At 32.7% G+C, this 18,997-nt stretch carries 17 protein-coding genes; 6 read left to right on the top strand and 11 right to left on the bottom strand.

The features are described from left to right. Positions 1-61: 61 nt before the first annotated feature. Positions 62-319 (bottom strand): transposase, encoded by a 258-nt coding sequence (locus ACWJKP_RS02665; RefSeq protein ID WP_263492415.1) that lies wholly within the window; start codon positions 317-319, stop codon positions 62-64. Positions 320-362: 43 nt separating this feature from the next. On the opposite strand from ACWJKP_RS02665, the gene ACWJKP_RS02660 reads away from it, so the two are divergent. Both ACWJKP_RS02660 and ACWJKP_RS02655 read left to right on the top strand, forming a co-directional pair. Then, on the top strand, positions 363-1,634 hold the full coding sequence (locus ACWJKP_RS02660) for a hypothetical protein (protein ID WP_165414870.1): 1,272 nt from the start codon (positions 363-365) through the stop codon (positions 1,632-1,634). A gap of 4 nt (positions 1,635-1,638) precedes the next feature. Further along, positions 1,639-2,289, top strand: coding sequence for an ABC transporter ATP-binding protein (locus ACWJKP_RS02655; RefSeq protein WP_165414869.1), 651 nt, complete (start codon positions 1,639-1,641; stop codon positions 2,287-2,289). A gap of 578 nt (positions 2,290-2,867) precedes the next feature. Here the strand turns inward: ACWJKP_RS02655 and ACWJKP_RS02650 are convergent. Further along, positions 2,868-4,004, bottom strand: coding sequence for an IS4 family transposase (locus ACWJKP_RS02650; RefSeq protein WP_165414868.1), 1,137 nt, complete (start codon positions 4,002-4,004; stop codon positions 2,868-2,870). 129 nt (positions 4,005-4,133) lie between these two features. After that, on the bottom strand, positions 4,134-5,018 hold the full coding sequence (locus ACWJKP_RS02645) for a recombinase family protein (RefSeq protein WP_462961394.1): 885 nt from the start codon (positions 5,016-5,018) through the stop codon (positions 4,134-4,136). Positions 5,019-5,180: 162 nt separating this feature from the next. Here ACWJKP_RS02645 and ACWJKP_RS02640 point away from each other — a divergent pair, with 162 nt between their 5' ends. The 3 genes from ACWJKP_RS02640 to ACWJKP_RS02630 all read left to right on the top strand — a co-directional run bounded on the left by ACWJKP_RS02640 (position 5,181) and on the right by ACWJKP_RS02630 (position 6,510). Continuing rightward, positions 5,181-5,396, top strand: coding sequence for a hypothetical protein (locus tag ACWJKP_RS02640; RefSeq protein WP_165414866.1), 216 nt, complete (start codon positions 5,181-5,183; stop codon positions 5,394-5,396). Between the two features lie 12 nt (positions 5,397-5,408). Continuing rightward, on the top strand, positions 5,409-6,113 hold the full coding sequence (locus tag ACWJKP_RS02635; RefSeq protein WP_462961393.1) for a DUF6431 domain-containing protein: 705 nt from the start codon (positions 5,409-5,411) through the stop codon (positions 6,111-6,113). A 106-nt stretch (positions 6,114-6,219) separates the two neighbouring features. Next, entirely contained in the window at positions 6,220-6,510 is a 291-nt protein-coding gene (locus ACWJKP_RS02630; RefSeq protein ID WP_165414864.1) for a helix-turn-helix domain-containing protein, read from the top strand. Between the two features lie 95 nt (positions 6,511-6,605). Here the strand turns inward: ACWJKP_RS02630 and ACWJKP_RS02625 are convergent, their stop codons facing one another. The 5 genes from ACWJKP_RS02625 to ACWJKP_RS02605 all read right to left on the bottom strand — a co-directional run bounded on the left by ACWJKP_RS02625 (position 6,606) and on the right by ACWJKP_RS02605 (position 10,267). After that, complete coding sequence (locus ACWJKP_RS02625; protein WP_318038339.1) at positions 6,606-7,352, bottom strand: reverse transcriptase domain-containing protein; 747 nt, start codon at positions 7,350-7,352, stop codon at positions 6,606-6,608. An 80-nt stretch (positions 7,353-7,432) separates the two neighbouring features. Further along, positions 7,433-8,638, bottom strand: coding sequence for an IS701 family transposase (locus ACWJKP_RS02620; protein ID WP_165414941.1), 1,206 nt, complete (start codon positions 8,636-8,638; stop codon positions 7,433-7,435). 97 nt (positions 8,639-8,735) lie between these two features. Further along, positions 8,736-8,894 carry an RNA-directed DNA polymerase gene (locus ACWJKP_RS02615; RefSeq protein ID WP_202881905.1) on the bottom strand — a complete coding sequence of 53 codons (159 nt, stop codon included), beginning with the start codon at positions 8,892-8,894 and terminating at the stop codon, positions 8,736-8,738. Positions 8,895-9,402: 508 nt separating this feature from the next. Continuing rightward, positions 9,403-9,759, bottom strand: a complete 357-nt coding sequence (locus ACWJKP_RS02610; protein WP_462961392.1) for a hypothetical protein — start codon at positions 9,757-9,759, stop codon at positions 9,403-9,405. A 4-nt stretch (positions 9,760-9,763) separates the two neighbouring features. Continuing rightward, entirely contained in the window at positions 9,764-10,267 is a 504-nt protein-coding gene (locus ACWJKP_RS02605) for a reverse transcriptase domain-containing protein (RefSeq protein ID WP_224579075.1), read from the bottom strand. A gap of 1,039 nt (positions 10,268-11,306) precedes the next feature. Between ACWJKP_RS02605 and ACWJKP_RS02600 the strand changes: the two genes are divergently transcribed. Next, entirely contained in the window at positions 11,307-12,815 is a 1,509-nt protein-coding gene (locus ACWJKP_RS02600) for a YfcC family protein (protein ID WP_165414379.1), read from the top strand. Between the two features lie 176 nt (positions 12,816-12,991). Here the strand turns inward: ACWJKP_RS02600 and ACWJKP_RS02595 are convergent, their stop codons facing one another. The 3 genes from ACWJKP_RS02595 to ACWJKP_RS02585 form a co-directional block, all read right to left on the bottom strand. After that, on the bottom strand, positions 12,992-13,513 hold the full coding sequence (locus ACWJKP_RS02595) for a DUF2798 domain-containing protein (RefSeq protein ID WP_165414380.1): 522 nt from the start codon (positions 13,511-13,513) through the stop codon (positions 12,992-12,994). A gap of 591 nt (positions 13,514-14,104) precedes the next feature. Beyond that, the gene (locus tag ACWJKP_RS02590; RefSeq protein ID WP_165414381.1) at positions 14,105-17,722 is read right to left on the bottom strand and encodes an AAA family ATPase; all 3,618 of its coding nucleotides are present in this window, start codon (positions 17,720-17,722) and stop codon (positions 14,105-14,107) included. Then, positions 17,703-18,962, bottom strand: a complete 1,260-nt coding sequence (locus ACWJKP_RS02585) for an exonuclease SbcCD subunit D (protein ID WP_165414382.1) — start codon at positions 18,960-18,962, stop codon at positions 17,703-17,705. The genes ACWJKP_RS02590 and ACWJKP_RS02585 overlap by 20 nt, the downstream gene beginning before the upstream one ends. Between the last annotated feature and the right edge of the window lie 35 nt (positions 18,963-18,997).

Genomic DNA, 18,997 nt, shown 5'->3' with positions numbered 1-18,997 from the left:
CCATTAATAAAAAACAGTTACCATAAATTCAATTTAATTGAAATAGGTAACTGTTTTTTTATTAGATTGCTTTTAATGGTCTCATATTATTTACTAAATCATAATTATCATCAAAACTATACTGTCCAATAAAATTTATATGCTCCCATCCTAAAGGAGAAATATGCTTCATATATAATTCATTAACTTCTTCTGTTTCTTTTAGTTTCTCAATAGCTTTAGGTAAATATAATGTATTCCAAAGAGTTATTGAATTTATAATCATGCTGAGAGCAGTAGCTCTTTGTACTTGTCCTTGAATATCTTTCTCATAAAGCATTCCGTGTTTTCCAAAAAATAAAGCTCTAGCCAAAGCATTAACATTGGAAATCGCAATTTCTGCTATAATTCAGATATCAGTTAATCCACTGAATGCAATTAAGGGCAGAATACCCAAAAATATATTATATATTTCTGGGGTACTGGCGTATATTGGAGTAAGTGTGGGGATTGTGTTTTGTTGTATTTATGTAGACGCTCCTATGAAGGACGTATCAGAAAATGCAAAACTTTCACAAATGTGGAGTAATGTATCAGAGTATCAAATTTTAAAAAGCATTTCTGTTGGGTATGATCAAAGTTCTATTACTGGAAATTCAAAATATCTTAATCAAAGTTTATATGACTGGTACAAAGGGATGTATGATGATAATGGAGTATATCTAATAAATACAACCTATTATGATAATGAACAGTTAGATGGATGGAAACAAAATAATGTATATGAAAATAGTCCTGAAAAACCATTTTGGTATTTTTCATATTCCGCAAATTATATAAAATCTCTAAATTTTAATGTTGATAGTAGAATTATAAATGAGGCGAAATCTGGAACAAGAGTTTACCTTATCCCAAAATCTTATTCAGAAAATGAGAAAGTTAAGTTGAAAAACTGGCTCACAGAATCATCAACAAAAAAACCACATGAAGGAGATATCAGTACTGTATTTAATAAAGAAAAGAATGTGAAATTTGTAGAATATACGCCTAAAGATAACATGTTTACATGGAATCCAAATTCAACATATGAAAATGCATGTACTAATCCGGTTATTTATATATGTACACCGGAAAATATGACATATTTTGAATCAGAGAGTCTTAACGCAAACGGCTTTAATGGTTATATAAAATTTGTTAATAAAGCGGTAGCAGAAAAACATTTGGATACAAATATACTTGAAAAATATAAATTAAATGACAACAATCTTGAATTTGTAAATACAGAAAAATATATCGATGGATTACAGAAAGATTTAAGGACTACAATTGCATGGTTTGGAGTGGTATTTTTAATATTAATGCTTATCCTTCTAGGGATATTAATTGCTCTTGCAACAGTTTTTAGAATTGCAAATCAGGAAAAAATTAATGTTAAGAAATTTTTAGGTTATGGATTTATTAATTTATATCGCCTGCCAATTATTATGCTTATTTCTGTTATATGTATTGAGTTGATTATTATGCTTATTATGCATTCTAAGTTTGGTTTTCTACTAATGCTTATCTTGGCAGTTATTCAGATACTTATTTTTTCAAGGTATATGACTAAATGTGAAATTGAAAAAATACGTATGGCTTTTAAAGGAGATTAGAATTATGGAAAAAGCAATAGAAGTATTAAATGTTACAAAGAAATTTGGGAAAAGATATATATTTAAAAATCTAAATTTGTCCGTTGAAGAAGGAGAGTTTATTTCAATTGTTGGACCAAGTGGTTGTGGAAAATCAACTCTCCTAAATATGATAGGCCTTTTAGAATCAATCGATGCAGGTCAGATTAAGCTAAAAGGAAAAGAAATTCCTAAAATAAAAAGTAACCAATCTACAATCCTAAGGCGCAATACAATTAATTACTTATTTCAATCATTTGCGTTAATCAATGATATGACAATCTATCATAACCTTTTTCTGGCAATGAAATTCTCTAATATCACTACAAAGGAAAAGGATACAAGAATAGAGGAAATATTAAAAAAGGTTCATTTAGAAAAAGTTAAAGATGAAAAAGTTAATACACTCTCAGGTGGTGAACAGCAAAGAGTAGCCCTGGCAAGAACAATACTCAAGCCAGGTGATATCATTCTTGCAGATGAGCCAACTGGATCTTTAGATTCTGCGGCTGCTGAAATAGCATTTAATCTAATTAAGGATTTAAGCAAACAGTATAGAAAAACTGTAATGATGGTTACGCATAGTAAACATTTAGCAAATCAAACGGATAGAATAATTAACATTGTGGAGTGTTAATATGATGGTAAATTGCGTAGTGACAGGGTAGCTACCGTGTACTGCAAATTAGATGTAAATTAATCACAAAACTACCCCTCTAAAAAGGTATATTAGGGTCAAAATATATTATTAATGTGGATTTTGAGTGTTTTGAAAGTTACACAATGTATTTGTGTAACTTTCACTTTCCTTATTTAGCAACGATTTTGAATGTTTTGTATAAAAAGCATAAATTGAATGTTACTTAATACTGATAATTATATTGTTGTGTAACCTAATTTCTACTTTGATCTTAACTCATCCCCCCAACATGCTAATATACCTTTTTGGCGGGTAAGGTAAAAACACCCTATTTCAGAAGGTGCTAGGGGTAGAGCCACATAGCCATAAAGCTAAGCCATATTAAATAATATTGGATTGTTATCCTCTACATTTTTTTACCATTAATTTTCCTTTTATGAATTTGAATGATATATTGTAAGTGTATATTGTTATTTGAACAATTTTATGGCGCACCAAAAAAACCACGTATAACAGTGAGAAATTTATAATTTTATTAATTTGATTTATGCTGCAAATTTAACATTTGATGACATCTATTTATAACATACTCCGAGAATATCAAAAACAGTTTTTTTGTCCTTTTTATGAGATTTTAGGCCATTTTTAACTACATTTTTAAATACTGACTTTACGTTATTGAAAGTTTTACTAGGAAACTTTATAAGATCAAAGTATAGTCTATCAATATATTCATGAACTATCTCAGAAACCTTCATTTCACTGGCTTCAAGTTCTTTATTTTTTATTGCCAAAGTTCTCATTTTAAACATTACAGCAGAGCTTAAAAGTAGCAAAATAAGTTTCCCGTAAAGCTGACATTGAAACCGTTCTATCTTAACTTTCTTTACAGCATGTATATGAAATATGGATTTCCACGTTTTAAAAATTATTTCTATTTGCCAACGCAAAGCATAGAGCTCATAGACTTGCTTCGCACTTAAAACTTTTTGCTCAATATTTGTTATATACATAGATATTCCTAATAATTCAATCGTATTATCGCTTTTTTCTATACCTTTCTTTTTAGCATTCTTTTTACTTTTTTCTGACCTCTTTTTCAATTGCTCATTTGTTAGTTTATATAAAATAAGCCTGGTTTTTAGCTTTTTACCTTGACCTATATAGACATCTTTAAGTTCATAATGTTCTCCATCACTCATTTGTTTCATTATGTCAGAAATATAGATTCTTTTAAAAAGGCTTGATTTTTTTGGAGTACCATTCTTGTAATACTCTATATCATTACTTTCTATATACACTGCTATATTAGGTTTGAGTCTTGATATATAAAAAGCTTTTCTTTTTTCTATGTCCAAAAAATCTTCAAAGCTGAAATATCCAAGGTCTCTTAAAATAAGATCTCCGGCTTTGATAGTCTCTCTTATTTTGCTCCCAAAAGTATTGTCACTTCCAGAGCCAGCTCCTACTTGCACATTAAGAAGATTTCCGGATTTTAATTCATATTCTAGTTGTATTTTTACACCTGAAGCTTGAGAGCATCCACCGGATCCAGGATAAATATTTTTATAGCTTTCTGGTACTTGAAAAGCAGTAGAATCAAGTATTCTTATTCGTTTGAAATATTCATCCCATTTACTTGGTATACGGGTATTATTGGGGTATGTGTAGCAATGGAACCAAAACGGCAATAGAAAATACATATATTTCATATTGCCTAAAAATTATTAATATTAATTCCTAATATTACGATCTAATGTTATTTGACTTATCCCTGTCATTGATACTATTTGGGGGTTTTGTAGTAATGGGACAGAAATTCCCGTTACATAAACTATAATTTACCAATTCAAATTTAATTCATCACAACTAGCATCACCTTCGGTAAAACAGTTCTTTGCATCAGCTTCCTTTTCTAAATCACGGAATATCTCATATACTGTATTTTTCAAATCATCAATTTCCTTATATTTCACAAAAATTATGTAGTCATCATCCGAGGCGGATGCTTTTTTCATATTATAATAATACTTCAAGTATCTCTCAATATTTTCTTTGGCTTTTTTCTTTCCACGAACTAATTTATTATTATTCGCAACTCTAAGACTCATGAGGATTTGTGCTATTTTTTCATTAGTAGGATTAATAGTGTTTTCCGAACGATTCCCTTGTTTTTGTATATAACGATATAACGTTGCCTGACTAATTCCAGACATTTTTACTATTTCACTAATGCTATATTCTTTCGAATTGTATAGTTTTAAAGCTTTTTCAATATTTCTCTCTTTAACTTTAGGTCTACCACCTTTTCGTCCTCTGGCTCTCGCACTTTCTAAACCTTCTTTTGTCCTTTGCACTATGAGATCCCTCTCAAATTGGCTAAATGCTTCAAAAACTGTAAGCATTAAATTTCCTTGTGGCGTATTTGTATCAAAATTTTCTTTAATACTTACCAATATTATTCCCTTGCTCTTGAAATAGTCTACGAGCTCCATCAAATCCCGTGTACTTCTTCCCAATCGAGAAAAGCTTTCTACAATAATGGTATCACCTGCCCTTACCTTATCTTTTAAGCGCATTAGTTCAGGCCTGTTTGTTTTTGTCCCCGACATTTTTTCTGTCAGTACCTCAATACAATTATATTGACTAAGTATATCTAATTGTCGGGTTAAGTCTTGTTGAACTGTGCTCACCCTTGCGTACCCATAGCTATAATTTTTACCCATTGCAGCACCTCCCAATCATATGATAATATTATCATAATGGGTGGTTAATGTTAATATGTTTTTGATAATAGTTTTAATAAACATTTTATCAGGTTTTTCTAAACTATATTTAACGAATTTATTGATTATTAAATACCGTCGTTTATGATAGGAGTTGTTGTAATGCCAGTTGAATTTTTAACATCTGAACAAGAAGTTAAATATGGTAAGTTTACCGAAAGACCAACCTTAGATGTAGTGCGTCAAAATATAGCTTTATGGAACTGCATTCCTAAGTCAAATTATAACTATAATACTAATAATTATCTAGTGATTAATTGCTTTTTTAATAAGCACATTATTTCTATAACAAAAGCTCCAAATGACTTGACATCATGAGGAGCTTATTTTATGCTTATTATTAAAACTAGAGAAATGAAAAGGGAGAACCCCAGCCGTCCAAAGCAACGTTCTCCCTTTAAAATAAGAGTTAAAAACTCTTATAAAACTATTATTATGATAAGATTATTTTCACAATTATGCAAGTGTTTTAAGCAAATTTCTTTTAAAAATGAGATAACTGCCTTTGATAAATATGTAAGCTCTGTTAATATAGAGACTTTAGTATGTCCATTTTGTGGCGCTAAACATGCATTATCTCCATTTGCGTCTTACAAACGCCATCTTGTGACTTATAATAATAATAATAATAATAATAATAATAATAATACCGCTCAAGATAATATAATCATCATTTCTAGATATATTTGTTCATCATGTAAACGTACCCACGCCCTCCTACCTTCGGTAATTGTGCCGTATATGTCATTTAGTTTTAAATTCACTGTGTACCTCATCCATGACTATCTTGTACATAAATATCACTCTGTCGAAGCTATGTGTGAACATTATGGCATTGCTATATCTACATTCTATCTAATTTTAAAGAAGTTTAAAGAACATAAACAGATATGGCTTGGACTTTTAGAGGACAAGCTCATTTCAAACTTAAGTTTTGTACAGCATATCATAAGTAGTTCCTTTGATGAACTTGAGGACTTCATAATACAATTTTTCAAGCAAAATGGTTCATCGTTTTTTCAAGGAACGTCATAATTTAACTATAACCATATTTCCTTCATTTTAATTTATACATACCACTTAATACGATAATGGTCATTGAAATACCCATGTGATACCATTTTTCTAGAGGTGATAATAAATGAATAACAAAGAAATAATCGAAATAGCATCTATTAGATTAGCACTAATAGCCCCTGCTATAAATAATACTTTTACTGAGCGATCTAAAATCGCTTATTATAGACGTGTTTCTATTAACCCTGTAAAATTACCTAACGGTAATTCAGTCTTGTATAGCCCAGGGACACTTTCTAATTGGGAATCAGAATATAATAGATTTGGTTTTGATGCCCTTCTTCCGAAGACGCGTAGCGATATAGGTCAAACCAGAAAGCTAAGTGATGTAGCCATAGAGCAGATATACACTTAAAAAAACAACTTCCCTAGAATTAATGCTACGCTTATATATTATAAACTCATCGAAGATGGCTTTATTAAAGAAAAGGATGTATCAATTTCAACAGTTCAGCGGTTTATAAAAAACAAGGACCTTAAATCTGCTAGATGTATCAACATGAAAGATAGAAAAGATATATTTGGATAATCTCCCTTTCTATCATCATCTTTACAGTATACAATCTTTGTTTTATCAAGGTTCAGTTGCAATCCGTATTCTTCGAACCTTTCTTGCAACCGTCTTTGTAGATATTTAGCCTGTTTTAGGGATACACAGTGTGCTATTCCATCATCTGCGTATCTTGCCCACGGAATTGTTTTGAATTCTTTTGTTATAAAATCATCAAACACATAATGTAAAAACAGATTCGCAAGTACTGGACTTATGACACCCCCTTGCGGGGTTCCAGAAATTCTTGGCACTAGTTTTCCCGTTTCCATTTGAAATGGTGCAGTTAACCACCTTTGAATATATAGAATAATCCATTCTTCATTTGTATGTTTCTTTACCATTTTAATTAAAATGTCATGTTTGATATTATCAAATAGTCCCTTTATATCAAATTCAAGGACCCAATCTTTCCTCCAACACCTTTTTCTTGTAACATCAAGTGCCTGTATTGCAGATTTATTAGGTCTATATCCGTAGGAATCCTCATAAAACATAGTCTCTACTTCTGGTTCAAAGTATAGTTTAACTAGCATTTGTGCAATTCTATCCTCAACAGTCGGTATCCCTAGTAATCTAGTTCCTCCACTTTTCTTTGGAATTGCAACTGCTTTTACAGGTTGGGGAAAGTAACTTCCTGATGACATCCTATTCCACATTTTATATAGATCTATAAATGAGCGAATTAGTTAGAAATTTATTCCATTTAAAATTAATACCAACTATTCTAAGCTATCTTTAATGTTTTAAAAATAGCTTCAAGAGGAATTCCTAAGTCAGCTTGATTAAAAATCCAAGATACTCGTTCCTTTTTAGATTGGTTCCTTGCACTTTTAATTCCAGCGTTGAAATTCAACGTACCATTGCTTATCTCTAATTCACAGTATACGTAGGTAATCATTAGTAACAAGAAGTATCTGTTAATACTACGATCACTTCTTACTTGATAATGATTTAAACCAAGATGTTTTTTAGTTTCTCTGAAAAAAGTTTCAATTGGCCATCTATGTTTATAGTGATTTAGAAGTTCTTCAGTTGTAATAGTGGTATCTAGACTTATGAATGCTCTTAAACAACCAGGCTTGAAAAGAGCTTCTTTAGGCCAACAAAGGGCTATCAAAGAATCCTTTGCGTCATTAAGCTTGCCTCTATATGTGTAGACATAATATTCATTATTGCCAACTTTGACTAGGTCGACATCATCCTTAGTTAATATCTCGCACATATGATTAAGCTTAATTCCAAGTTTTTCACGACCTTTTGGATATACTACTCTATTTGTTCTTAGACCACCAATATAGGCGTAGCCTGCCTCTTTAGAAACAGCGAACAATTTTTTATTACTATACCAACTATCACATAAAACATAGCCTTTATTTACTGGTTGTGGTAAGGAGTTTATAAACTCAATTGCCATTTGGATTTTACTCATATTTTCTTTGTTGTATATCGCCATAGTATATGGCAGCACAAGAGTATCGCACAATAACATAACTGTAACTAATTGATGACCATAAACTGTTTTACCTTTTAAATGAGAATGGTGGAATCCACATTTTTCAGTAGGTTTCTTAGCCTTTGACGAGGGCACAGTCTTCTCTGAAATTGTGTCATCTATTACAATATAAATAGGACTGCCAGTTGTTTTAGACATCTCCCATATTCTCATAATAACACGTTTTTTTAGGGCTTTTTCAACGAAGTTTTCGTCCCATGGACTCTCCGATAAAAACTTTCCAATATTAGTCCGATGCCTAACCGGCATAAAGTCTGAGACGTCAGTTACTTTTCCACAGTAGCCTTTTGTCACCATAGAATTTATAAATAATATTAGATGATGAATTTGAGGCGTTGTGAGATAAAGAGTTATTTTTAATTCAATTAAAAATTTGTATATTGCCGATGATTTTGTTACAATTGAGTTGTTAAACATTTATGTTTTCTCCTTAGTTATGTTTTGTGTCGTGACTTAATTATAACAGGAGAATGCATAGATGTTTTTCTTTTTTAACATATGGAAATTAATGGGATCATTTTCGCTCATTTATAGATAGATTATTTTTCAAGTTCTTTTCAAAATCTTCAATTGACTGTCCATCAACTCCATATGTTCCCTTGTTTGCTTTCACCTTTTCGTAAGCTGTAACTACAGCTCTTTTAGAAATATTAAACGGCTTTGTTTCCATCATAAGCTCCTCCTCCTTTTCAAAGTTGACTTATTTCTGAAACTGAATAACTTGAAGTCCTTCGCTCCACTTCCATTACAGAAGTTTCTTCACTACTACGACCCAATCTGCCCCTATGCTTGCATCGATACTCTTTTCTCACAGTTCTTCTGCTTGAAATACTCTCTTAACATCAAGCCGTAGGTTCCCACGTTCCATACAAATGCCCATACTAAAGTCATGCCACCTTTATGCCGCCCACCGCCTAGCCAGTAAACAGGTTTCCTCTAGGCTTATCCCAAGTTAACGACTACCCCCTGGTTTTGATGGAGTCTCTACGCTTTCGACATTTTCGTAAGTGATTCACATGCTCGTTCATCTCTTTAGTACATACTTGACAGATTTACATCTGCCTTTTCCTTAACGCTAAGCACCATAACTTTTGATTACAGCACCTTAAGGTAGTTTGAAATCTCCACCTGCATGGCGATTTCGGAGGACCTTCCTCCATCATCTGTATAGCACAGCTATATTAATCAACTCTTGCGAGTTGATTACCACGCTTTCGTGGCGCACTATCGTCAGCATATCTTACATGAATACCAATTTTCAAATTAGTATATCTCATATTTCTTCTACAGTTACCATTACTATTAACAAACTTTTTCGTACTCTTATCATGCCAATCATCACCTTGGTCTCTTAACCAAACGTCAAATCTATGCAAATAAATATTAGATAGTAAAGGTCCTAATATACTTCCTTGTGCACTTCCTTTAGGGTCATATATCTTACACCCTTTTTCAAAGTATCCTTTTTTAATGAAACGATATATATAATTCAAAATCACTTTATCTTTAATACCGATACTCCATAACTCTCTATACATTACATCAGCATCTAATGTTCCAAAATAGTAATACATAAGGCATAGTTGTGCATTGATTTTTAACTTTAGCTATTGCATTATGTGTAGATACTTGCTCCCTAAATCCAAATGAACTAGGAACAAATTTAGTTTCGCAGTACGGTTCTAGAACTAATTGTATACATTTCTCAACTAGTTTGTCCCACACACTGCAAATACCTATTGGTCTTCTCTTTCCATTCCCCTTAGGAATATACACTCGTTTTACATAATCCATTTTCTTGTTATATAGTCTCTCTCTAACTATTACTGCTAGTTCACAAAAACATCGTTCCGTTAAAGTATCATAGTTTGAGCCATCAGGGCCTTTTGTCATACGACCTTTACTTTTCCCTAATTGTCTTACTGCTAACATAACATTCTCTTCCGAGCAAACTAATTCGTGCAGTTTACGCATATCTATTCTATTATTCTGGAAATTTTCAAATCTTTTTTTCATATCTACATAATAAATATTGTTTGTACTCATAGGAGTCTCCACCTCCTTTCTGTACGAATAGTCTCTTTCATCTAATTTGGCGAATTAGAATTTACAAAAATAATTTTATACACTAAAACGTCTAAGGCCCTTTCCTTTACCACATTTCTTGATATGATATCCAAGCGGTACTACGGCCCCTCTGTTAACCTATTAATATTCTTTCTTAGCTTACCCTTTCGGTGCAACTAGTCCTCAAACATTACAGAATCGACTTATTAATCCTTATCCGTTAGGTCAATCACCTTTACCGATATATTTTCCTTAAATATTGCACTTAGAACTCCTCTTTACTCCGTTTTTCTCAGTTCTTACCTGGTTAGGTTTTACACCTAATCTATAACCACCATAAGGCTATCCTCCATCTGTACCCAGGTATATACATTGAAGTAGAAAAATTAATTCAACCTCCCATCTGAACTAGGGATAGGCATCATTGATTACGAAATTTAACAACAAGGAAATTATATTCATATGCAACAGTACCCGAAGTGTGACTTTACAGCCAGTGTCTCCGTCTTCACCTATGCTTCGCAACATTACATTACTGCAACGCTGGCAGGAGTATTAGTAAGCCTCAGTATCCATAAGATTATTGGCTCCTATGCCGGACTCGAAAATATCAGTTAACTAACAGAAACCATTTCTTAAGTAACTATTCTATCAGCCTAGAAAGCTTATCGTCACTACTACACAACGTTTTCGCTAACTAAAAAGGTCGCACACCCAGTCAATTCTACCTCGCTAACTTTCTGTCTACGCTTAAAATGTTACGTTACCGCAACATCTCTAAGACTCGATACAAAGTGATTTGCTAAATCTTACCTTTACAGGATTCCCACCTGCTAGAATATACGCCCTGTCGGGGCGCACCACGTATGTCGGCTGTACCCGATCGTGAGTTAAATTATAAATAATATACACTTTTATGTATATTTAGTAATTTTGTAAGATTTTATTGAAAAACGTCGTAAGACTTGTATAATATAATTGTAATGACAAAATTAAAATTAATTTAGGGGGAGATAAAATGAGTAAAAAGAAAAAAAATTTTCCTACAGCATTTACTGTGCTATTTATAGTTCTGATTTTTGTAGCTGTACTTACATATGTGGTACCAGCAGGTTCATATGCAAAATTAAAGTATGATACTGGAAAAGACGTTTTCACTGTAATAAAACCAGATGTCTCTGTAAAGGAATTGCCTGGAACACAAGATACACTAAATAAACTAAAAATCAAGATAGACATACAAAAATTTAAGGATGGAAGTATTAGCAAACCTATGGCAATTCCAGACACTTATGAGAAGGTAAAGCAAAATCCTCAAGGTTTAGCTAATATAATTCAAGCTCCGATAAAAGGAGTATATGACACCATTGATATTATTATGTTTGTATTCATAATTGGTGGATGTATTGGTGTATTAAATAGCAGTGGAGCTTTTGATGCAGGTATTGCAAGTCTTTCACGTATTACGAAAGGAAAAGAATTTATTTTAATTATTGTAGTCACAATATTGATTTCTATAGGAGGAACCACTTTTGGGTTAGCAGAAGAAACCATTGCCCTATATCCAATACTTGTTCCAGTATTTATGGCTGCAGGCTATGATGCACTAGTATGTATTGCTGCACTTTATATGGGATCATCCATTGGCACGATGTTTTCCACTGTAAATCCATTTTCATCAGTTATTGGTTCAAATGCAGCAGGAATAACCTTTACACAAGGGTTAGGAATGAGGGCTGTAGGTTTAGTAATTGCAACAATAATAACTATTATTTATATTATGAAGTATGGTGAAAAAATAAAAAATGATCCAACTAAATCTTTAATATATAGCCAAAAAGAAGAAATTGAAGAAAGATTTTTAAAGGGTTATAACGATAAAGAAGTACCAGAATTTACTTTTAGGCGTAAATTAATGTTAATTATATTTGCATTAACTTTTGCTGTAATGATTTGGGGAGTTTCCACTCAGGGATGGTGGTTCACTGAAATGACTACACTATTTTTAGTTGTAGGCATAGGACTTGGTGTAATTTCAGGACTTGGAGAAAAAGAATTTGTTAACAAATTTATTATGGGGGCCTCTGATTTAGTCGGTGTTGCATTAGTTATTGGAGTTGCAAGATCAATTAATTTGATTATGGAAAATGGAGTAATTTCTGATTCAATTCTTTATATGGCATCAGGAACAGTTCAAGGAATGAATTCAAAAGTATTTATAATTGTAATTCTTTTATTATTTATACTCCTTGGTTTTTTTATCCCTTCATCTTCCGGACTCGCAGTATTGTCAATACCAATTATAGCACCACTTGCGGACACTGTAGGATTGCCAAGAGATATAATAGTAAGTGCATATCAATATGGACAAGGGTTAATAGCATTTATAACTCCAACAGGACTTATTTTAGCTACTTTATCAATGGTAGATGTAACTTATGATAAATGGTTAAAATTTATAATACCATTAATGGGTTATATTGGAGCAATTGCAGTTGTTATGTTATTAATTCAACCAGCATTCTAAATAATAAAAAGTAATATATAAGTGATTCTGGGGTACGGCAATCATCCGTGTAATTTAGGGCTACTTAACATTTTAAATTTTAGTTAAATCATCTCCTGGGGAGCTGAAGTAGCTTCGCAGAAGATAAATTAACAACTTCAGAAGAAGATTGTTCATTGCTCAAAACATTTTTGTTTCTATGAACTTAACCTATCATCCAAATCATTTTCATTCTTGGTTTGATGTTTTTCTTGGCCTTCATGCATTCTTGTCATCACATTTCTTGCAATAGGCTGTACAATAAGTAGTTCCAAAAATATAACTACACAAAAGTTGCGTGGCCAACAAGTTGGGAACTCTTTAATGACCTCCAGGCTGAACCCACTTGCTAAACTTTCTCCAACATTTGTCATAATAATGGACATACCAATAACGGTAAAAAATGTCCTAAACAGAATATGAGCATTTAAACTATCTGTTGGTAAAATAAAAACATTCACTAGTTTATTAGCTATCTTCCCCACAATAAACGTTTCAAGTATCATTGCAATTATAAAAACTACTGGAAATGATTTTAATGATGTAACTATAGCTTCTCCTGACACTCCACCCATGTTAATACAAATATTCATAGTTGCCATGAAAATGCAAGTCAATGCACATATAACACCCCCATAAATCAACCCTTCTTTTCCATTTGTAGGCATACATTTTTCCATAATTTCCTCCTCAGTTTTATTTAAATCAAAAAAATGCGTTGTACCGACGATGATATGACCGTCGGTACAACGCATTGAATTTGCTTTGACTTTGATAGTATAGCATAATATTTTAATTCATGTAATACCCTAATTTTATTTTTTAGCTCTTATTAAGATTACATATATATATTGTTTACATAATTTTATATGAAGAAATCTAATTAGATTTGAATTAAATTCCAGTTAAATTTAGTTAAATTTTAATTACTAAGTTGTTCCCCTCTTTTCCAAGTAACTTAGCATCACTCTGCATTAACAGTATGGAATTTCTCCGAAGTGACTTGCAATAAAAGACGCGGAAACATTGAAATTTGATTTAGAAATTCTTCTTTTGCCAATATAAAATTCTCGTGAGCCTGACAGGTTGCATAACAATTAATAATTGTTATGTCCCCCAGAGAACTACCCAGAGGCCCAGGCTAGCGAATCTGAGCCAGGAGGTTGAATGTGAGTGCCAGAGAATTTTATATTCGCAAAAGATTAGAATTTTTTAATCAAATTTCTAGTTTTAAGCCCGTTCGCAAGGCACGCAGGAGAAATGTGATACTTCTACGTATACTCTAGTTTTACCTTGCTTCCTCCCTGTCCCTGCTCTGCCGGAGTAACTATTAGTTTTACAGGCACTCTACTACGTAGCTCCTCCACATGACTTATTATTCCCACAGATAATGTACTTGAATGAAGTTTTTCAAGTGAGTTCATTACTACTTCTAGAAGATTCGTGTCTAGTGTACCAAATCCTTCATCTAAGAAGAAGAACTCTAGTGGAGCACTCCCTTTTAACTGAATTTGTGAAGACAGCGCAAGCGCAAGACATAGTGAAGTTAAGAAGGTTTCTCCACCGGATAAAGTGTTTGTTTCACGTCTTGTTCCTCCATTAAAATCATCTCTCATTACAAAGGCTCCATCAGAATCAAGCTCCAATGCATAACGTCCTCTTGTTATGTCTTTTAATCGTTTTGAGGCTTCCATAGATATGTATTTTAGCTGCTTCGTAGCTACATATTCCACAAATTTATTCCCTTGAATTAATGTATCAATTTCTCTTAAAAGACTAAGCTTGTGTTCTATAGCGCTTCTCTTTATTATAAGGTTTTTAACTTCTAGTAGCTTTCTTTCCATTTCCTCAAGGGCCCTATGTTGAGCTCCTATTGCTTTGGTTTTTTCTTCTAAAATCTTCCCAAGTACTTCTCTTTTTTCTTTTACCTCTTCAAAGAGTGTAGCGTCTATTTCTTTCCCATTAAGTAAATTTTCTACTCTTTGTAAATTATCTATTATGCTACGTTTAGATTCTTCATACTGTTTTATTTCTTTTTCAATTAGTAATAAGTCTCCTCTTGAAATTAAATAGAGACAAACTATTTCAGCATTTTCAAAGGAATTTTCTTTAAGAACTATGCTTAATTTTTTTTCTCCATCTTCCAGCATCTTTAAAAGCATTTCACTTTTGTTTTCTTCACTGGTTTTTTGAGTGTCTAATCTTTGCTTTTCTATATTTTCTTTTTCTAAAATATCTTTTAAACTAGCCTCAATTGATGTTATATCCTTTATTTCATTTTTCACCTTTTCTATTTCAATTTTAGGTGTACGATCCATCTCTGGGGTAAATCCACAGAGTTCAACTATTTGGATAGTCAAACGGTCTATTTCTGCCTTCTTTTCCTTACCGCTGGTTTCTATTTCCGTTTTTGAAGTGGTAAGATCCCTTAAGCACTTGTCTACGTCAGATGCTTCCTTTTCTAATGTTACTAGCTCTACTCGAAGCTTCCTTGCCATGGCAGTTAGTTTTATTACCTCATTATCTAAATCTTTAAGTTGCTGTATTTTTTCCTTTATGGATACTGATGTTATACTTCCACTTTGATTTTGCTTAAATGAACTCTCCTGCTTAATTAAGTCTACTTTTAAAAGCTCATGCTTTTCGCGCAGCCGTTTTAACCTTCCTTCTGCAATAGACAACTCTTCCTCTATTACTATTAGCGCTTCGTTTTCTTTTCTTAAACCTTCCCTGAGTGTTGCTTCTTCCATATATACCTTACTTTTTTCATCACGCAGATTATTTAGTGCTAAGTCTATCTCAGTTTTTTGTTTGTTGTAGACTTCTAAGTTTTCCTTAAATTGAGTTAACAACAATTCACTTGCATTCTTCTCGGCGCGAAGTTTCTCAATATTTATATCGTGAAGCTTAACATTAACTATTTCTAATTGGCTATTTATATACTCCTCATCGCTTATTAACCTCACAAGTTTTATTTGCTCTTTTTGATAATCTTTAGATAAATTTTCTAGGTTTAACTCTCCACTTTGCTTTAAACTTTTCTTAACTTCTAAATTAGTATCTACTTTTAGCTCTGCTATACGGGGATGATGCTCCGACCCACATACTGGGCATAGTCTTAGCTTACCAAGTTCATCTCCCTCTTTTAAACTAGAGGCTAAAACTGCTGCCATGTTAGCTCGTTCTATTTCCTTTATCTCACCTTCTATAATTTTAAGCTGAGCTTTCACACTTTCTATAGATTCTTCTGCATTTTCTAGATTTAACCTACCTTTTTCGGTTTCAATGTTAATAGTTCTATATTTCCCTTGAAGTTCACCCTTTATTTTATGGTTTTCTACAGCTTTCTCTAGGGTATCCCGTAGCGAACTATAGGCCTCCTGCTTTTCTAGCAACAAATTATTATCTCCCGGGAAATTATTTGCTATTTTCTTACTTTTTTCTTCTAAAAGAACTAGTTTATTTTGTTTGCTTTCCTTAAGTATAATGGCTTCTCTATGCATTAACTTTGTGGTATTTGCCCCCTTCTTTAAATCTTCCGCTTTTTTCTTAAGCTCTTGTACATTTTTCGCCGTAGCTGAAACTTCTAGTTCACTGTTATAGGCGTTATACAGTTTCTCCCTATACTCTGGTAGTATCTCTATTTCACTTAGTTTTTCTTCAGTAACTCCCAGTCTATTTTCTATTTTCGACTTATTAGTAACAATAATTGCATTCTTTAGATTTTTCTCACTAATATTTCGCGTAAGTTCTTTATGCTGTTTTAAAAGGATATCTTTTTCTTTAGCTAGATAGGTTATTTTCTCTTCAATATTTGCAGCTTGTTTGAGGCTTACTTCCTTTTCAATTAAAATAGGAAGTTTATTGTTTTTATCAGTCCATGCTTTATCATAAGAAGTTTTTGTAATGTTCAGTTTTTGACATATGACTAAAAAAGCACTACTTAGTTTTTGAAGTGTATCCTTGTTTATCGCTAATCTTTTTTTAGTTTCGTGCACATTATCAATATAGGGTTTTACATTTAATGCTGAACTTCCCTTAGTGAATTTTTCTTTTTTATTTTTTATTTCTTCTGCTTGCTTGTTTAAGTCAGCTTCTTTTTTTTCATACTGACTCTTTTCTTGTTGTAACTCCCAGATAGTTTTATATTCCTCGAAGTCTTTATCCACAGTTTTTTTCTCAGCTTTAATTTGTTTTTCTTCCTGCTTTAACCCATCTAGTACAGATTTTATTTCATTATGACCTTCTTCACCTACATCCTCATATCCCTTCATTTCTCCCTGAATCATAGTCTGAGTTTTTAGGTTTTCATTTCTAACTGATCTTATTTTTTCATAAAGCTTGGTGCCGTATTTTTCTAAGGCAAATATTCGCTCTAGCATATTTCTTCTTTCTTTTCCTGTAAGCTTTAGAAATTCATTGAATTTACCTTGAGGTAACACGACTGACCTTGTAAAATCCTCAACTTTCAGTCCTATTATTTCTGTAATTTTTGTGTCAATCTCCTTTGGTCCTTCTGCTAAAACCTTGTTTTCATCAGCATTTCCCTTATTTATTTCTATGAGCCTTGCATAAGCAGTTTTGAAATTTCCAGTTTTTAATCTCTTTATGCTTCTTTCTGCTCTATATAGTTTTCGAGTTTCCCCTAGTCCTATTTCAAAGTCGAAGCTTATTTCTACTACATTGGTTTCTGTGTTTACAAACTCTTTGGTGTCTCTAGATACTTTTCCATAAAGAGCTATGGTTATCCCATCTAAAATTGTGGATTTACCACTAGCTGTTGGACCGAAGATACCGAAAAGTCCTTTTTCTGTAAGCTTTGAAAATTCAATAGTTTGCTGATCTACAAACGAATTTAGCCCTTTTATTTTAAGATTTACTGGTTTCATCTTTCGGTTCCTCCTCTTCATCTAATGCTATGTTTAAAAATAATTCCATAATTTCATCCGATGGCTCTAGCCCACCTTTTGCCTTTGTAAAATATTCTCTAAACATTTCTTCCATGGATTTTTCCCTTAGGCTTTCCTCTAAATCCTCTTCGCGTTCTATGCCCTCAAGTATTGGTTCTATAGAAACTATATCGGGCCTAAGTCTTTTCATTTCCTTTATGTTTTCGGTGCTTATTATTTCTTTTGTCTTTATTTCAAGGTATACCCAAATGTTTCTTTCACCCTCATTTTTGCATTTTTCTATTGCTTCCTCGGTGCTGTTACATTTCCATACTTCTATAGGCTTATAGTTTCTAAACATTATTTGTGAAACTTCAGCTTCGCCCCCAGCTTTAACATCTACGAGGTACGCTCCCTTACTATAATTTATTTCACTTTTGCTATATTGAATTGGAGATCCGCAGTATCTTATCTTCCCCTTAGTTCCTGGCACTTTTTGCGGTCTATGAAGATGACCTAATGCTGAGTACTGAGCATTCTTTGGAAATTTAGATGGTGAAACTGAAAGACTTCCCCCTAGTTGTATACTTCTCTCTGATCCACTTTCCTCTCCACCCATAGCATAGAGGTGTGATACTGCTAGGTTTACAGTATCCTCTCTATATTTATCAGATAGATTTTCAAATAGTTCCCCTATTCTATCAGAATAGCTTTTTTGCCTTTCTTCATCATTAATCTCTATTGAAAGTACTTCATTCAACCTTTTTTCACTTGGATAGGGCAGTGTTATAATAACTGCTTTTTCCCCTCTTATACTAAGCTCTAAGTACCCCTCTCCGCTTTCTATTATTTCAAAATCACACTTTCCGTCAATATTAAATTCTCCAAATACGCCTTGCCTTGCTATGCTCTTTGGTTCCCCTAAAAGTACCACTCCATGACCGTATGCAAGAGGACTCGGCGCAACTAATCTTTCTGGATTATCATGGTTACCTGCCACAACTAGCACTGCTGTTTTCCCACTACTTGTTATATCCTTAAGTGTGCTATAAAACATTTTTTCAGCTCTTGCTGGTGGATTTCCATTGTCATAGATATCTCCAGCTATAAGTACTAAATCTATATTGTTTTTTTCAACTATTTGTATAAATTCTTCTAGAAATTCTTCCTGTTCCTCTAGTCTACTGTATTGCTCTAAAGTCTTCCCCAGATGCCAATCGGAGGTATGAAGTATCCTCATTTGTATCTCCCCTTTTTTAGGTTTTTCAGTTTCGC

The organism is Clostridium sp. CM037 (assembly GCF_055081095.1).
This window is presented reverse-complemented; position numbering and strand designations above follow the sequence as displayed.

Coding starts and splice junctions, on each gene's coding strand:
- ACWJKP_RS02595 (WP_165414380.1), bottom strand. CDS start 13,513: ATGGAAAAATGTATGCCTACAAATGGAAAAGAAGGGTTGATTTATGGG.
- ACWJKP_RS02630 (WP_165414864.1), top strand. CDS start 6,220: ATGAATAACAAAGAAATAATCGAAATAGCATCTATTAGATTAGCACTA.
- ACWJKP_RS02615 (WP_202881905.1), bottom strand. CDS start 8,894: ATGATGGAAACAAAGCCGTTTAATATTTCTAAAAGAGCTGTAGTTACA.
- ACWJKP_RS02590 (WP_165414381.1), bottom strand. CDS start 17,722: ATGAAACCAGTAAATCTTAAAATAAAAGGGCTAAATTCGTTTGTAGAT.
- ACWJKP_RS02600 (WP_165414379.1), top strand. CDS start 11,307: ATGAGTAAAAAGAAAAAAAATTTTCCTACAGCATTTACTGTGCTATTT.
- ACWJKP_RS02610 (WP_462961392.1), bottom strand. CDS start 9,759: ATGTATAGAGAGTTATGGAGTATCGGTATTAAAGATAAAGTGATTTTG.
- ACWJKP_RS02585 (WP_165414382.1), bottom strand. CDS start 18,962: ATGAGGATACTTCATACCTCCGATTGGCATCTGGGGAAGACTTTAGAG.
- ACWJKP_RS02650 (WP_165414868.1), bottom strand. CDS start 4,004: ATGAAATATATGTATTTTCTATTGCCGTTTTGGTTCCATTGCTACACA.
- ACWJKP_RS02665 (WP_263492415.1), bottom strand. CDS start 319: ATGCTTTATGAGAAAGATATTCAAGGACAAGTACAAAGAGCTACTGCT.
- ACWJKP_RS02605 (WP_224579075.1), bottom strand. CDS start 10,267: ATGAGTACAAACAATATTTATTATGTAGATATGAAAAAAAGATTTGAA.
- ACWJKP_RS02645 (WP_462961394.1), bottom strand. CDS start 5,018: ATGGGTAAAAATTATAGCTATGGGTACGCAAGGGTGAGCACAGTTCAA.
- ACWJKP_RS02635 (WP_462961393.1), top strand. CDS start 5,409: ATGCTTATTATTAAAACTAGAGAAATGAAAAGGGAGAACCCCAGCCGT.
- ACWJKP_RS02625 (WP_318038339.1), bottom strand. CDS start 7,352: ATGTCATCAGGAAGTTACTTTCCCCAACCTGTAAAAGCAGTTGCAATT.
- ACWJKP_RS02640 (WP_165414866.1), top strand. CDS start 5,181: ATGCCAGTTGAATTTTTAACATCTGAACAAGAAGTTAAATATGGTAAG.
- ACWJKP_RS02620 (WP_165414941.1), bottom strand. CDS start 8,638: ATGTTTAACAACTCAATTGTAACAAAATCATCGGCAATATACAAATTT.
- ACWJKP_RS02655 (WP_165414869.1), top strand. CDS start 1,639: ATGGAAAAAGCAATAGAAGTATTAAATGTTACAAAGAAATTTGGGAAA.